15 protein-coding genes, 3 tRNA genes and 2 rRNA genes are annotated in these 14,903 nt (G+C 59.1%); 1 reads left to right on the top strand and 19 read right to left on the bottom strand.

What is annotated here, in order from left to right:
• Positions 1-6 precede the first annotated feature (6 nt).
• The 6 genes from FE781_RS11985 to FE781_RS11960 form a co-directional block, all read right to left on the bottom strand.
• The gene (locus tag FE781_RS11985; RefSeq protein WP_246068158.1) at positions 7-1,128 is read right to left on the bottom strand and encodes an L-threonylcarbamoyladenylate synthase; all 1,122 of its coding nucleotides are present in this window, start codon (positions 1,126-1,128) and stop codon (positions 7-9) included.
• A 69-nt stretch (positions 1,129-1,197) separates the two neighbouring features.
• Positions 1,198-1,959 (bottom strand): stage II sporulation protein R, encoded by a 762-nt coding sequence (spoIIR, locus tag FE781_RS11980; protein ID WP_138789865.1) that lies wholly within the window; start codon positions 1,957-1,959, stop codon positions 1,198-1,200.
• A 145-nt stretch (positions 1,960-2,104) separates the two neighbouring features.
• A complete protein-coding gene (gene prmC / locus FE781_RS11975) occupies positions 2,105-3,022 on the bottom strand; it encodes a peptide chain release factor N(5)-glutamine methyltransferase (protein ID WP_138789864.1) in 918 nt (305 codons plus the stop codon).
• Entirely contained in the window at positions 3,019-4,092 is a 1,074-nt protein-coding gene (gene prfA / locus FE781_RS11970; protein ID WP_138789863.1) for a peptide chain release factor 1, read from the bottom strand. The genes prmC and prfA overlap by 4 nt, the downstream gene beginning before the upstream one ends.
• Before the next feature lie 39 nt (positions 4,093-4,131).
• Positions 4,132-5,232 carry a redox-regulated ATPase YchF gene (ychF, locus tag FE781_RS11965; RefSeq protein WP_138789862.1) on the bottom strand — a complete coding sequence of 367 codons (1,101 nt, stop codon included), beginning with the start codon at positions 5,230-5,232 and terminating at the stop codon, positions 4,132-4,134.
• Positions 5,233-5,478: 246 nt separating this feature from the next.
• On the bottom strand, positions 5,479-6,120 hold the full coding sequence (locus FE781_RS11960) for a glucosaminidase domain-containing protein (RefSeq protein WP_211346352.1): 642 nt from the start codon (positions 6,118-6,120) through the stop codon (positions 5,479-5,481).
• 316 nt (positions 6,121-6,436) lie between these two features.
• Here FE781_RS11960 and tadA point away from each other — a divergent pair, with 316 nt between their 5' ends.
• The gene (gene tadA / locus FE781_RS11955; RefSeq protein ID WP_138789860.1) at positions 6,437-6,931 is read left to right on the top strand and encodes a tRNA adenosine(34) deaminase TadA; all 495 of its coding nucleotides are present in this window, start codon (positions 6,437-6,439) and stop codon (positions 6,929-6,931) included.
• Between the two features lie 161 nt (positions 6,932-7,092).
• Here tadA and FE781_RS11950 read toward each other — a convergent pair.
• The 13 genes from FE781_RS11950 to FE781_RS11890 form a co-directional block, all read right to left on the bottom strand.
• A tRNA-Pro gene (locus tag FE781_RS11950) sits at positions 7,093-7,166 on the bottom strand.
• Between the two features lie 107 nt (positions 7,167-7,273).
• Positions 7,274-7,346: transfer RNA gene (locus FE781_RS11945), tRNA-Arg, on the bottom strand.
• 117 nt (positions 7,347-7,463) lie between these two features.
• Complete coding sequence (locus FE781_RS11940) at positions 7,464-7,613, bottom strand: small acid-soluble spore protein P (RefSeq protein WP_138789859.1); 150 nt, start codon at positions 7,611-7,613, stop codon at positions 7,464-7,466.
• Position 7,614: 1 nt separating this feature from the next.
• Positions 7,615-7,803: a hypothetical protein gene (locus FE781_RS11935; protein WP_138789858.1), complete on the bottom strand. Its 189-nt coding sequence runs from the start codon at positions 7,801-7,803 to the stop codon at positions 7,615-7,617.
• 12 nt (positions 7,804-7,815) lie between these two features.
• Positions 7,816-8,160: a hypothetical protein gene (locus FE781_RS11930; RefSeq protein WP_138789927.1), complete on the bottom strand. Its 345-nt coding sequence runs from the start codon at positions 8,158-8,160 to the stop codon at positions 7,816-7,818.
• Positions 8,161-8,337: 177 nt separating this feature from the next.
• Positions 8,338-8,423: transfer RNA gene (locus tag FE781_RS11925), tRNA-Ser, on the bottom strand.
• A gap of 77 nt (positions 8,424-8,500) precedes the next feature.
• A complete protein-coding gene (gene serS / locus FE781_RS11920) occupies positions 8,501-9,781 on the bottom strand; it encodes a serine--tRNA ligase (RefSeq protein WP_138789857.1) in 1,281 nt (426 codons plus the stop codon).
• A 26-nt stretch (positions 9,782-9,807) separates the two neighbouring features.
• Positions 9,808-10,398, bottom strand: a complete 591-nt coding sequence (gene pdxT, locus FE781_RS11915) for a pyridoxal 5'-phosphate synthase glutaminase subunit PdxT (RefSeq protein WP_138789856.1) — start codon at positions 10,396-10,398, stop codon at positions 9,808-9,810.
• A 97-nt stretch (positions 10,399-10,495) separates the two neighbouring features.
• Positions 10,496-11,377, bottom strand: coding sequence for a pyridoxal 5'-phosphate synthase lyase subunit PdxS (pdxS, locus tag FE781_RS11910; RefSeq protein WP_138789855.1), 882 nt, complete (start codon positions 11,375-11,377; stop codon positions 10,496-10,498).
• A gap of 146 nt (positions 11,378-11,523) precedes the next feature.
• Positions 11,524-12,843 (bottom strand): D-alanyl-D-alanine carboxypeptidase family protein, encoded by a 1,320-nt coding sequence (locus FE781_RS11905; protein WP_138789854.1) that lies wholly within the window; start codon positions 12,841-12,843, stop codon positions 11,524-11,526.
• Positions 12,844-12,953: 110 nt separating this feature from the next.
• The gene (gene guaB / locus FE781_RS11900; protein WP_138789853.1) at positions 12,954-14,414 is read right to left on the bottom strand and encodes an IMP dehydrogenase; all 1,461 of its coding nucleotides are present in this window, start codon (positions 14,412-14,414) and stop codon (positions 12,954-12,956) included.
• Between the two features lie 212 nt (positions 14,415-14,626).
• Positions 14,627-14,743 (bottom strand): 5S ribosomal RNA (rrf, locus tag FE781_RS11895).
• A gap of 74 nt (positions 14,744-14,817) precedes the next feature.
• A 23S ribosomal RNA gene (locus tag FE781_RS11890) occupies positions 14,818-14,903 on the bottom strand; the annotation flags it as partial.

The raw sequence follows: 14,903 nt of genomic DNA, 5'->3' as shown, positions 1-14,903 counted from the left end.
GACCTTTTACACCCGAAGCCGGGTTCCGCCGGCAGCCTTCGTCAGCCGGTTCATGACGGCTTGACCGATCCCGTGCTCGGGGAACGATTCCGCCAGCATAAACGTCGCGCCTTCCTCGTCGAACCTCCGCAGCGCGGCGAACAATCCGCGCGCGACGGAAGAAGGATCGGCCAGCGTGCCCGCGACGGACACGACGTCGGCCGACGCCTCGTACCACGGCGCGTGCTCGGCGACCGTCAGAATGCCGGTTTTCTCTCCCCGTGCCCGAGCGGCCTCCAGCTCCCGCCGGATATACTCAGCCGCCTGCCGGGGATCTCCGTCCTTCGCCTCCACAATGGCGAGCCGCCCTTGCGGAGCGTAGTGCGTATACTTCATGCCCGGCGAGCGCGGTGCGAACCGTTCCGCGGCGGCGGCATCTTCAGGCCCCTCCTTCTGCAAGGCCGGATCGAGCTCCACTCGCCCCGCGACGGCGGCCAGTTGCTCCGCCGTGACCCCGCCCGGCCGCAGGATGCGGACGCCGCCGGGAATCGGCTCGACCACCGTCGACTCCACGCCGACGCCGGTCGGTCCGCCGTCCACGATGCCGCCGATGCGGCCGTCCAGATCCTCGCGCACATGGGCCGCGTTCGTCGGACTCGGCCGTCCCGACCGATTCGCGCTAGGCGCGGCAATCGGGCAACCGGCCGACCGAATCAACGCCAGCGCGACCGGATGGTCCGGGACGCGCACCGCGACGGTCGGCAGCCCGGCCGTCACCTCGGGGGCTACGGCGCCCTCCCGCGCCGGCAGCACCAGCGTAAGCGGCCCCGGCCAGAACGCCTCCATCAGCGCGGATACGGCCGGATCGTCCGTCCGGGCCACCGCCGCCGCGCCTTCGCGGTTCGCGACATGCACGATCAGCGGGTTGTCCGACGGGCGTCCCTTGGCCTCGAATATACGCCGGACCGCCGCGCTGTTCCGGGCATCGGCTCCCAATCCGTACACCGTCTCCGTCGGGAACGCCACCAACCCGCCCCCGCGGACAAGCCGACCCGCTTCCGCAAGGGCTTCCTGCGTTAGCGGGTCGCGCGGGTCGTAATCGCCGATCTGCCAACAAATTGTAGGTTTTGTCGATGATCCTTCCATCATTCGTCGCCTTCCAAGTTTGATCCCCGCATGCTTTCGTCTCTCGCTCTATTCATTATAGTCAAGTCCGGCTTATGAGAACAATCCCTTCAGGAAGGCAATCAGCTTCTTGATCAGCTCCCAGAGGAAAAACTTCACTTCCGGCTGGTCGGCCTGTTCCTGCCGGGCGTCTCCCGCGTCATCGTCCGCTGCCGGAGCCGCCGATTTCGCGGATACGGCGCCTTCCTTGCCGCTACTTTTCGCTTCGGCTTTGCCCGTTTTCATCGTGCCTTCCGTTTTGGCGGAAGCTTCGCCCGTCGTCCCGTCCACGAAGCAGAGCGGCGGGAACAGCACGCACCACCAATTTTGTCCGAGTCCGTCTCCCAGCGTGACGCGAAGCGCTTCATACTCCCCGGCGGGATAGACGACATGGCCGTACATTTTCGCCGGGAACGGCACGACGCCGAGCTCGACATGGGCGGTGTATTCGAAGCCGTTGGCCCGCAGCATCTCGTTGGCCATCGCTTCAAGCTCGGCGAGCCGGCCGCCGATAGCCGCCCGCGCTTCCTCCAGCGTTTGCGGCTCCGAAGCGGAAGCGGCCAGGCTCGCGACGATCGCGTCACGGATCTTTCCTTTGATCCACTGGTCGCGGGGCGCGTCGCTTTGCGCCAGAATGCGCAGCCGGATCGACTCTTCCGGAATGACGGGGTTCAGCAGCGCTTGCATCTCTTTGTTCGATTCCCAAATCATCACAAGTGCGATCAGCGCGAACAGCAAATATCCGTACGCCCGGAGAACCGAGCGGTTGATCGTGAGAGAAAAGCCAGCGAATCCGTAAGAATGAGTGCGTACCATATAAGAAAACTCCCTTCCGGCCTGATATCCCCAGTATGGACACCGCGCAAGGGAGTTAAACCTATCAATCTCGTATTTCGCACAACTTTTGCTAGACTCTTGGTCCCGGATCGGGACGCATCGCCGTCCGCTTCCGTAACAGACCTTACCGGCGGACCGCTACGACGTGCCGCCCGATGCCCGCATAATCGGCTACGATCTCGATCCGGCGCCACGCGCCCGCCCGTTCCAGCAGCTCGGCGACCGCACGGGCTTGGCCCGCTCCAACCTCGAATCCGACCAGCGTCGGGGTTCGCGGCCATCGGGACATCGACTCCGCCATGCGGCGATAGCAGTCCAGACCGTCCGCGCCTCCGTCGAGAGCCAAGCGCGGCTCATACGCCCGAACTTCCTCGGCCAGCGTGTCTACAACCGCCGATTCGATATACGGCGGGTTCGACACCAGCACGTCCGGCACGCGGCCGGCTTGTTCCAGCGGACCCAGCAGATCGCCCCGCAGCCATTCGATCCGGCCGGCGACGCCCATCCGCTCCGCATTGAGGCGGGCCACCGCAAGCGCATCGGCCGACAAGTCGACCGCCGTCACCCGCCAGTCGGGCCGCTCCGCGGCCAGCGTCACCGCAATCGCGCCGCTTCCCGTGCCGATGTCGGCCGCCGAGAGCGGGGCATTCGTCCCGGAGCCTTCCCCGCCGACCGGCCATAGCCGCTGCGCCTCCGACAAGATGCGTTCGACCAGCAGCTCGGTCTCCGGCCGCGGGATAAGCACAGCGGGCGTCACCGCGAAGGCGCGCCCGTAAAATTCCTGCTCGCCGAGGATGTACTGCACCGGCTCGCCGGCAAGCCGCCGCTCCAGCCGCGCGGAGAACAGGCTCCGGGCCTCCTCAGGCATCGGCTCGTCCCAGCGAAGAAACAGCGCCGACCGGTCCCAGCCCAGCGAGGCGCGCAGCAGCAGCTCGGCCGTAAACGCCGCCTCCCGCTCGTCGTCTACCCGCGCCTTCAAGCGGTCCGTCGCTTGCCGCCAGCAGGACCGGATCGTGCCGGACGAATCGCCGCCGGACGTCATCCCGTCTCCCCCTGTTGGAGCCCTTCTGTCTGCGCAACCAGCGTCAGCGCCTGGATGATCTCGTCCAAATCGCCGTTCAGCACCGATTCCAGACGGTGGATCGTCAGACCGATCCGATGGTCCGTCACCCGGTTCTGCGGGAAGTTGTAAGTCCGAATCCGCTCGCTCCGGTCACCCGTTCCGACCTTGCTCTTGCGTTCTCCGGCGTATTTGGCCATTTCCTCTTCCATCATCTTGTCGTAGATGCGCGCCCGCAGCACCTTCAGCGCCTTCTCCTTATTTTTGTGCTGCGATTTCTCGTCTTGGCACTGCGCCACGATACCCGTCGGAATATGCGTGACGCGGATCGCCGACTTCGTCGTATTGACGGATTGGCCGCCCGCGCCGCTGGAGCAGAACGTGTCGATGCGGATATCCTTCTCGTGGATCTCCACGTCCACGTCCTCCACCTCGGGAAGCACGGCGACCGTCGCCGTCGACGTATGGATGCGCCCGCCGGACTCCGTCACCGGCACCCGCTGGACGCGGTGCGCGCCGCTTTCGAACTTCAGCTTGCTGTACGCGCCCTTGCCGCTGATCATAAAGATGACCTCTTTGAACCCGCCGAGATCGTTATAGCTGGCGTCCATCAGCTCGACGCGCCACCCTTGCAGCTCGGAGTACCGCGTATACATGCGGTACAAATCCCCGGCGAACAAAGCGGCCTCGTCGCCGCCCGCCGCGCCCCGGATCTCCATGATGACGTTCTTGTCGTCGTTCGGGTCCTTGGGCAGCAGTAGCACGCGAATGCGCTCTTCCAGCTCCGCCTTGCGGGGCTCCAGCTCCTCGAGCTCCATCTTCGCCAGCTCGCGCATCTCTTCGTCCAGCTTCTCATTCAGCAGCGATTTGGCCGACTCGATTCCCTCTATCACTTTGCGGTATTCCAGATAAGCCTGATAAGCTTCCTCCAGATCGGACTGCTCCTTGGAGTATTCGCGCAGCCGCGATGCGTCGCTCGCCACGTCCGGGTCGCACAGCAGCTCGCTCAGCTTCTCGTACCGGTCGGCCAGCGCCTGCAATCGATCCAACACGGGTTATGCCTCCTTCCAGCACGTATGCATTTGGACGGTTTACACGTTGAAGCGGAAATGCATCACGTCGCCGTCGTTTACCACATAATCCTTGCCTTCGAGCCGGAGAAGTCCTTTTTCCCTCGCCGCGCTCATCGAGCCGGCTGCGATCAGATCGTCGTAGGAGACGACCTCGGCGCGGATAAAGCCGCGTTCGAAGTCGGTATGAATGACGCCGGCGGCCTGCGGCGCTTTGGTTCCCTTGCGGATCGTCCAAGCGCGAACCTCCTGCACGCCAGCCGTAAAGTACGTGTACAGCCCCAACAGCTTGTACGCGGCGCGAATAAGCCGGTCGAGCCCCGACTCCCGCAAACCGAGCTCCTGCAGGAACAGCTCTTTATCCTCGCCCTCGAGCTCGGCGATCTCCGACTCCACCTTGGCGCTGATCGGCACCACCTCGGCTCCTTCGGCCTCGGCATACTCGCGGACGCGCTGCACGTATTCGTTGCCGTCCGCATTGGCCGCTTCGGCCTCGCTGACATTCGCCGCGTACAGCACCGGCTTCATCGTCAGCAGATGCAGATCGCGCACGATCAGCTTCTCCTCGTCGGTCAGCTCCAGGCTGCGCGCCGGTTTGTCGTTGTACAGCACTTCTTTGAGGCGCTCCAGCACCTCGACCTCTTGCACGTATTTTTTGTCGCCGCTTTTCATGTTTTTGCGGGAACGCTCCAGCCGCTTCTCCACGGTGTCGATATCCGCCAGAATCAGCTCGAGATTAATCGTCTCGATATCGCTGATCGGATCGACCTTGCCCGAGACGTGCGTAATGTTCTCGTCCTTGAAGCAGCGCACCACATGTACGATCGCGTCCACCTCGCGGATGTGGGAGAGAAATTTGTTGCCAAGCCCTTCGCCCTTGCTGGCGCCTTTGACCAGACCGGCGATATCGACGAATTCGAACGCGGTCGGCACAATCCGGTTCGGGTTGACGATCTCCGCCAGTTTCTGCAGCCGCGGGTCCGGCACTTCGACCACGCCGACGTTCGGATCGATCGTACAGAACGGATAGTTGGCCGACTCTGCGCCGGCTTGCGTAATCGCATTAAACAAAGTCGATTTGCCGACGTTCGGCAAGCCGACGATTCCACAGGACAGTGCCACGGATGAATCCAGCTCCTTGTTTCCGTATCATCGCTATCGTCTAAGGACGACTATCCTTTGAATTATACCGGATTTCCTGTGGAATCGCCAGCCTCCGCCTTCCAACAGCTTCAACCATTCTCCAACTTCGACAACCGAAATCGCAAAATCAATCGGCTCTCTCTTGGGTCGTCTGCATGCGCCGTTTGCTGCCGCTGTATGCCGATTTGCGGATTTTCCCCGAACCGCGCCTGCTCGCGGTGCCGCTTATTTCCCCGCCAGCCTTCTCAGCACGGTGCCGAACTCCGCCCAGGTGACAGGCGCATCGGGGTCGTGCGGGGAGTCGATTAACCTCTCCGCCTTGAGCCATTCGAGCGCCGACGTTTTCCAATCCGTCACGGGCTCGGCCGCGATCTCCCGGCCGATCTGGACGATGCTCTCCCCGTACCCGACTCCCGGCACGGCCCATCGTCCGTTGAGCTGCTCCCAGGTCGGAGCGGCGCCGCGCAGTCCGGCGGACTGCAGAATCGAGAATCGGGGATCGACGAGCTTGGCCCCGGACGGCAGCGGGGCAGTTGTCGCATATCCGTACAGATGCTGGATTTGCGCTTCGATCCCTTCCTGCGGCGTCGCGAAGCTGGCTCCTCTCGCGCCGCCGCCCGTCGCTCCAAGTCCCGCGAAGTTGTTCTGCTCCGGCTTGACGTCCCCGCCGAACCGCCAGTAACCCGTTTCCTTGATCGACTGCGCAAACGCCAAATCGCCCCGGACCCCGTATCGTTCGCCGATCTCCAGATACAGCCGGGCGTAATCGGGCGCGTCCGGATTGAATCGCCGCAGATAAGCCCCCATCTGCTGCTCCGTCGCCTGCGCCGTCCCCATAATCGGAGTGCCGGTTCCCGCTTGAACCATCGCCCCCGCCTCCTCTTGAAGTTTTTCTTCATTACGATATGGAGAATGAGGCGACAAGGTCATTCACATTGTCCACAAAAATTGAAAACCGGCAAATCCATTCTTGTACACAGTCTTATCCTCAACTTATCCCCATTGCTCCACTCGACAAAATCCTTCATCACCCGCATTTTTTCACCGTTATCCACACTTGCCTGAACCTACCCGGTGAATTAGAATATTTTTATACACATCGTTATCCACAACCTGTTAACAACCTGTGACCATTTGCACATGATTGATGCACAATGGCGGAGAGAGGAACGAACATACCCAAATGTCCTTCGATACGGAACAACACGATCTTCACACTCGCTGGATGAAGGAGGCGATCGCTGAAGCGCGCCGCGCGGAAGCTCTGGGGGAGGTGCCGATTGGCGCCGTGATCGTGAAAGACGGGCAAATGATCGGCCGCGGCCATAATTTGCGGGAGACCGCCCACGACTCCACGGCCCATGCCGAGATGATCGCCATACGCGAAGCCAGCGAACGGCTCGGAGCCTGGCGGCTGCTGGACTGCACCTTATACGTCACGCTGGAGCCTTGTCCGATGTGCGCCGGCGCAATCGTGCAAAGCCGCGTGCCGGTTGTCGTCTACGGAGCTCCCGATCCGAAGGCCGGCTGCGCCGGCACGTTGATGAATTTGCTCCAGGAGCCCCGCTTCAACCACCGGACCGAGATCGTCAGCGGAATTTTGCAGGAAGAATGCGGGGAGCTGTTAAGCGGATTTTTCCGCCAATTGCGGCAGAAACGAAAAAATGCGGACAACTGAACAGTTCTCCGCGTTTTTTTATCCCCAACGACAATAGGGTTGTGCACAAGACTGCCCCCATTGTCCACAAGTTATCCAGAGGATTTGTGGATAAATCATCAATGATCCTCCACATGCAAAGAAGGATTGCAGAACGTATCCGCAATCCTTCTTTTCTTTAATCGAGACGACAGGATTTGAACCTGCGACCTCTTGGTCCCGAACCAAGCGCTCTACCAAGCTGAGCCACGTCTCGTTATCGCTATTATTTTTTGAGGCAACGACAATTATAGTAGCATAATCTATCGAACTTGTAAAGCCCTTTGTCTACATTTTTTTCTCCGTGTGACGAAGATACCGCAGCGTCCGCGAAGGGACTCGAACCCCTATCGGTCCTTTAGGAGAGGACTGCTCTATCCTGTTGAGCTACGCGGACACAGCAAAGCTCATTATAGCACAGGATCACGGAGGTTTCAACGCGGGCGTCTGCGTTCCGCCGGACAGGCAAGAACCCGCCGTTGCGGCAAGCGCGGGCAGGCCCTGTACGTATTTGTTAACGTCCTTCTCCTTTATTGGCGCGGCTATGGCTGTGGTTTTTTACCGTCTTCGATCCCGAATTCGGCTCTTGGACGCCGTGTCCGGACTGTTCCCCGGCGCCTTGGCCTCCCGGCGGATTTACGGCTACGCTATCCGGTTTGGACACCTTATTCCCTCCTCATGCCTTTTTGGTCGCCGCCTTTATTCGTTGTCGTGTCGTGCTGAATCCATGCTTCATGCTTGCGGTCGTTGATGTCTTGGTTCAATTGGTTGGCATGAAAAGCGTTGACGCCTTCCAGATCCAAGCGATCCGCGACATTTTGCAGGTTTTTGTCCGGTCCCTTCTGCTTCGTCATCGCCGCGCCTCCTCAATTGCCGTGCGTCAGGCCGTGAAGCGCCTGGGCACATTCGTGAATATGTCGGACATAGTCGTCAATCAAGCTTTGGACGATTGGCGAGAATTCGTCGATATTGCGGTTGCCGCGCTCCACATCGACGAATTCGACACGGACTTCGCGCGAATCGACGTACGTGCACTTAAAATCGAACGAATAACCGGTATGCCCCGCCGAATCGATCGTCATCCTCAGCGTGTTCGGATCTTGTTCATCGGCCGCGACCGTCGCTTTATCCCCGAAATTCAGCACGCTGGGCAGCGTTTCGTTCCAGGCCGCCACCAGCGTCTGCGGGTCGGTTTGCATCTGCATCTCCATCTCATCCACCTCCGCCCTCATAACATGAGCCTCCGCGGGCGGTTTTATGCAAAAGGCGAATGCTGCAACCTGAATCAAAATGCAAAAGAAAAAACGCTAAACCAAGCAAAAAAGCCGCTGTGCGGACCGTCATCCGTTCAGCGGCTTCGTCCTATTCCTGTCTATTGGCAAACCTGACGGAGAGGGTGGGATTCGAACCCACGTGGGCTTGCACCCTAACGGTTTTCAAGACCGCCCCGTTATGACCGCTTCGGTACCTCTCCATATCCATGAACCCGAAGGTTCATGTTGGATTGTATCATAGAGGCTATCGGTCGTTCAAGCTGCATTTTTTGCCCGCTTAAGGCTTGCGGATAACCTCCAGCCCGCCCATATACGGACGCAGCACTTCGGGAACGACGATACTGCCGTCGGCTTGCTGGTAATTTTCGAGGATGGCGGCGAAGGTGCGTCCGATCGCCAATCCCGATCCGTTAAGCGTATGCACGAATTCCGGTTTGGCTTTCGGTTCGCGGCGGAACCGGATATTCGCCCGGCGGGCTTGGAAATCCTCGAAGTTGCTGCACGACGAAATCTCGCGATATACGCCCGCGCTCGGCAGCCATACCTCGATATCGTACGTTTTGGCCGACGAGAAGCCCAAGTCGCCCGTGCACAGCGTCATGACGCGGTAGGGCAGCTTCAGGAGCTGCAGGACGCGTTCGGCGTTCTGCGTCAGCTTTTCCAGCTCGTCGTACGACGATTCCGGCGTCGTCAGTTTGACCAGTTCGATTTTGTTGAACTGGTGCTGACGGATCAGCCCCCGCGTATCGCGGCCGGCGGCCCCCGCTTCCGAACGGAAGTTCATGCTGTAGGCCACGTAATTTTTCGGCAGATCGTCGACGGACAAAATTTCGTCCCGGTGATAGTTCGTAACCGGCACTTCCGCCGTCGGAATCATGAAATAATCCGTGCCTGCCAGCTTGAACACGTCCTCCTCGAACTTGGGCAGTTGCCCGGTGCCGGTGAGGCTGTCGCGGTTGACCATATACGGCGGGATCATCTCCGTATACCCGTGCGAACCGCTGTGCAGATCCATCATGAAGTTCAGCAGGGCGCGTTCCAGCCGGGCGCCCAGTCCCTTGTAGAACACGAACCGCGATCCGGTCACCTTCGCGGCCGCTTCGAAGTCGAGCAGCTCCAGCGATTGGGCGAGCTCCCAGTGGGGCAGCGGCTCGAAGTCGAACGTCGTCGGTTCGCCATAACGGCGAAGCTCGACGTTGTCGTTCTCGTCGGCGCCTACCGGCACGCTTTCGTGAGGGAGATTCGGAATGGCCAGCAAAATCGCGTTCAACTCTTCGTCCAACACCCGGATCTCGTCGTCGAGCGCCTTGATGCGGTCGCCCACCTCGCGCATCTCCGCGATCAGCGCATCGGCGTTCTCCCCCGCTTTTTTCTTCGCGGCGACCTCCTGCGATACGGTATTGCGCCGATTTTTCAGCGTCTCCGACTCCTGCAGCAGTTCGCGCCGCTTGACGTCGACGGCCGTAAACCGATCAATTTCCGCAATTTGCTTGCCCCGATTCCGCATCCCTTCGCGGACGCGGTCCAGGTCGTTTCTAAGCAGCTTGATATCGAACAATCCGAACGCCTCCGTGGCTACAACTTTTATTTCGCAGCCGTGGTGGCCTTGCTCTCTCGGACCATCCCGGCAAAATATTCATGCATCCTCGTATCGTCCGTCAGTTCCGGATGGAACGACGCCGCCAGCAGATGCCCTTGTCTCGCAGCAACAATCTGATCGCGGTAAATGGACAGCACCTCGACGCCCTCTCCCACTTGCGTGATTAGCGGCGCGCGGATAAACACAGCCCGTACCGTCTCGTCGATTCCTTTCACATGCAGGTCGGTCTCGAAGCTTTCCCGCTGGCGTCCGAACGCGTTGCGCGCTACCGTTATATCCATCAGCCGGAGGTGCGCCTCGTCTTGGCCCTCAATCCGGTTGGCCAACAGGATCAATCCGGCGCAAGTGCCGAACACCGGCTTGCCCGATTCCGCAAAACGCCGCAGCTCTTCGATAAAGCCGTATTCGCGCATCAGCTTTCCGATCGTCGTGCTCTCTCCGCCCGGCAGGATAATCCCGTCGAGCGACTCCAATTGTTCGGTACGCTTCACGATTGCCGACTCAGCTCCAGTGGCTTCGATCATGCGAACATGTTCGGCCACGGCCCCCTGCAGCGCAAGAACGCCTATTTTCATGCTTTATCCCGCCTTCGCGTGCATATGAAAAATGTCAAGGAAACGGCTACGCCGCCCTCAAGAGGAGGACGGGAGCCGTTTCCCGGTCGATGCCGAATTACCAGCCGCGATCTTGCATGCGTTCCGCCGCATTCAACTGTTTGATATCAATCCCTTTCATCGGGGTGCCCAGGTTTTTGGACAGCTCGACGATCAGGCCGTAATCTTGATAATGGGTAGTCGCTTGCACGATCGCCCGTGCGAACTTCTCGGGATTTTCGGATTTGAAGATACCGGAACCGACGAATACGCCGTCAGCGCCCAGATGCATCATCAGCGCCGCATCCGCAGGGGTAGCTACGCCGCCTGCCGCAAAGTTGACGACCGGAAGCTTGCCCGTCTCATGAACTTGCAGCACCAGCTCGTAAGGAGCTCCCAAGTTTTTCGCTTCCGTCATCAGCTCGTCTTTCGACATGTTCGCAATTTTACGGATTTGCGAGTTGATGAGACGCATATGGCGCACCGCTTCGACGATATTGCCCGTTCCCGGTTCGCCTTTTGTCCGGATCATGGACGCGCCTTCGCCGATGCGGCGCAGCGCCTCGCCGATATCTTTCGCTCCGCATACAAACGGAACGGTGAACTCGTGTTTATTGATATGGAACACTTCATCCGCAGGCGTCAGCACTTCGCTCTCGTCGATGTAATCGACGCCCATCGCTTCGAGCAGCTTCGCTTCGACGAAGTGGCCGATGCGCGCTTTGGCCATTACCGGGATCGAGACTGCTTTCATAACTTCCTCGATAATCGTCGGATCGGCCATCCGGGCCACGCCGCCCGCCGCCCGAATATCGGAAGGCACGCGCTCCAGAGCCATGACGGCCGACGCGCCGGCCGCTTCCGCGATCTTGGCTTGCTCCGCGTTCATGACGTCCATGATGACGCCGCCTTTTTGCATTTCAGCCATGCCCTTTTTAACCCGGGAAGTTCCTGTTTCCATCTAAACTTACCTCCTGATCAGCTATCGCCGCCATTGGCCTAGCGCCGTAAATATCTAAATTCTTATTTTACAGCAACGCTTGTCCCTTTACAACCGTCTTCCAGTCCAAATCATCGGCTTCGCTCTCCGCACGCGCGGTCGAGCCGTTAGCTGAACAGTCCTTTGATCCCGCTGGCGATTCCGGAGAACAGATCGGAGAAGAAGTTGCCGATCGCGCGGAAGAACAAGCGGAACCATCCGCCCTTCTCCGCCTCCTCCGCGGCCACGAGCGGCACCTTCTGCTCGACGCCGTTATATTTCACCGTTATCGTGCCCACCTCGGCGCCTTTGTCAAACGGCGCTTTCAGCTCGTCCGCCGATTTGGTCTCAACGGTAATTTCCGGCTTGTCCTCGGAGCCCTTTCTCGCGATAAATTTCGCTTCGCCGCCCGACACAACCGGAATCTCGGTCTTTTTGCCCTTGGAAATTTTAACGGTCGGCTGGCCGTCGATCGGCGTATTCGCGGCGAGCATCGTCTTCAGTTCGAAGTTGTTGAAGCCGTAGTCCAGCAGCTTCCGGGTTTCCTGGAACCGCTTCGGCTCCGTCTTCGCGCCCATGACGACGCTGATCAGCCGCATGCCGTTGCGGACGGCCGTACCCGTGAAGCAATAGCCCGCTTCGTTCGTATGCCCCGTTTTCAGACCGTCCAGCCCCGGATAGACGTACGGCTGCATGTTAGCCGTGCCTTGGTACGTCTCCAGCATCCAGTTCCAGTTCGTCATCTCGGTTTTATCCCGTTCCCTCAGCTTCAGCTTCGGGATTTTCGTATATTCCAGCACCTGGGGATGGTCCAGAATGATGCGGCGGGCCAAGATCGCAGCGTCGCGGGCCGTCATGACGGTCTCGCCCGGCAAGCTGCTCGGATTTAATTTATCGGTCATATACCTGGGCAGCCCGGTGGACGTAATAAAGTTCGCCCCGTCGGACATCCCGATTTTCCTCGCGGTTTCGTTCATCTTGCGGGCGAACGCTTCCTCGGACCCCTCGAGGAATTCAGCCAGCGCGATTGTCGCGTCGTTGCCGGAGTAGATCGACATCGCTTTAAACATCTGATCGACCGTCAGCTTCTCGTTCGCCGCGAGCAATCCGCCCGAACCGCCTACGCTGGCTGCGTATTTGCTGGTCGTAACCATGTCGTCCCATTTGATTTTGCCGGATTCGATCGCTTCCATGACGAGGTATTCCGTCATCATCTTGGCCATGCTGGCGGGTTCGCGCAAGGTGTCGGCGTTGTATTCATAGATCACTTGGCCGGTCGTGGCTTCTATCAAAATAGCGCTCTCCACCTCAAGATTTAAAGCAGGAGCTTCTGCGGCATAGGTCTTGGGCATAGAGGCTTGTATGGATACGGATGCGGCCTGTACGAGCAGGGATACCGATAAGATCTGAGCCACACGCTTGGCATACGTCTTGAATCGTGCGTTCATATGAAACTACTTCTCCTTTCCGAGAATCGGATTGTTTAATTGTACCACACCCTCCCCCTCAAAAAAAGAACAGAGCCCCCGAGACGGGGACTCTGCCGCCAAGCAAATTTTTACAGATAATAGTTCGGCGCTTCCTTCGTGATTTGCACGTCGTGAGGATGGCTTTCGCGCAGGCCGGCGCCGGTAATGCGAATGAATTGCGTCTCGTTTTTGAGCGCCTCCAGATTGGGGGCTCCGCAATATCCCATGCCTTGCACGAGACCGCCGACGAGCTGATGAATCGTGTCTTTCAGCGGGCCCTTGTAAGGGACGCGGCCTTCGATGCCTTCCGGCACCAGCTTCGAGTCGCCTTCCTGGAAGTAGCGGTCTTTGCTGCCGTCGCGCATCGCGCCGAGCGATCCCATGCCGCGGTAAACCTTGAACTGACGGCCTTGGTAAATTTCCGTTTCGCCCGGGCTTTCTTCCGTACCCGCGAACAGGCTGCCGATCATGATCGCATCGGCACCGGCCGCGATCGCTTTCGTAATATCGCCGGAGTACTTGATGCCGCCGTCGGCGATAATCGGGATGTTATATTGACGGGCGACCGTCGCGCAATCGTAGATCGCCGTCACTTGCGGCACCCCGATACCGGCGATAACGCGGGTCGTACAGATCGATCCCGGTCCCATGCCGACCTTGATGACGGAAGCCCCTGCTTCGATCAGGTCGCGCGTGCCTTCCGCCGTCGCGACATTGCCTGCGATAATCGTCAGATCCGGATACGCCGCGCGAAGCTTGCGGACGGTCTCGACCACGTTCTTGTGGTGGCCGTGCGCCGAGTCTACGACAAGCGCGTCTACGCCGGCTTCGACGAGCGCCGCGGCCCGTTCCATGACATCTTTGGACACGCCCACAGCCGCGCCGCATACGAGGCGACCTTGGCTGTCTTTTGCGGCTCTCGGAAATTGAATGGCCTTTTCGATATCTTTAATCGTAATGAGACCTTTCAGCTCGTTCAATTCCGTGACAAGAGGCAGCTTCTCGATCTTGTGCTTCTGCAGAATCACTTCCGCTTCCTGCAGCGTTGTCCCTACCGGCGCGGTAACGAGATTTTCGCGTGTCATAACTTCCTTGATCTTGATCGAGTAATCATGAACGAAACGCAAGTCCCGGTTGGTCAAGATTCCGACCAGCTTATTGTTCGAGTCGACAATCGGCACACCGGAGATCCGGTATTTGCCCATCAGTTCTTCTGCATCGTATACGTGATGTTCCGGCGTCAGAGAGAAGGGGTTCGTGATGACGCCGCTCTCGGAGCGTTTCACCCGATCCACTTCTTCAGCCTGCTGCGCAATGGACATGTTTTTATGAATGATGCCGATGCCGCCCTCGCGCGCGATCGCAATCGCCAATTTGGATTCCGTCACCGTGTCCATGGCCGAGCTGATCAGCGGAATGTTCAACTTCAACGTATCGCTGAGACGCGTACTGACATCGATTTCCTTCACCCCGAAAACATCGGATTTACGGGGAATCAGCAGTACGTCGTCAAACGTCAGCCCTTCCTTGGCGAACTTGGTTTCCCACACAGAATTGTACCTCCTCACGAATCTTGAAAACCGGTTTGAAAATGTATTAGAGACATCTTATCAAAACACCCTATAGGGGTCAAGCGAGCAACCGTCAAAATAACTGCCAGAATAGCATTCCCTTGGAAGCGGAGATCTAGCCATTCATTCATCACCACGATACATATGAAAAAAGCGAGCCCCCCGCTCATTCGAGCTGAGGACTCGCTATCGCTTGGCAGCGTCCTACTCTCCCAGGACCCTTCGGTCCAAGTACCATCGGCGCTGGAGGGCTTAACGGTCGTGTTCGGGATGGGTACGCGTGGTTCCCCTCCGCCATCGCCACCAAACGCTCAGCGTTGCACGCTAAAAACTGGATGCGAACTTATCGTTTCTGCTTCCGCTGCCGCTCATCGCGGCTCGCCAGATGAAACCCTCGACCGATTAGTATTCGTCAGCTCCACGCGTTGCCGCGCTTCCACCTCGAACCTATCTACCTCGTCGTCTTCA

The sequence above is a fragment of the Paenibacillus thermoaerophilus genome, from assembly GCF_005938195.1.
GTDB classification, from domain to species: Bacteria; Bacillota; Bacilli; order Paenibacillales; family Reconciliibacillaceae; genus Paenibacillus_W; species Paenibacillus_W thermoaerophilus.
The sequence above is the reverse complement of the archived record's forward strand: the minus strand, read 5'-3'. Positions and strand labels throughout refer to the sequence as shown.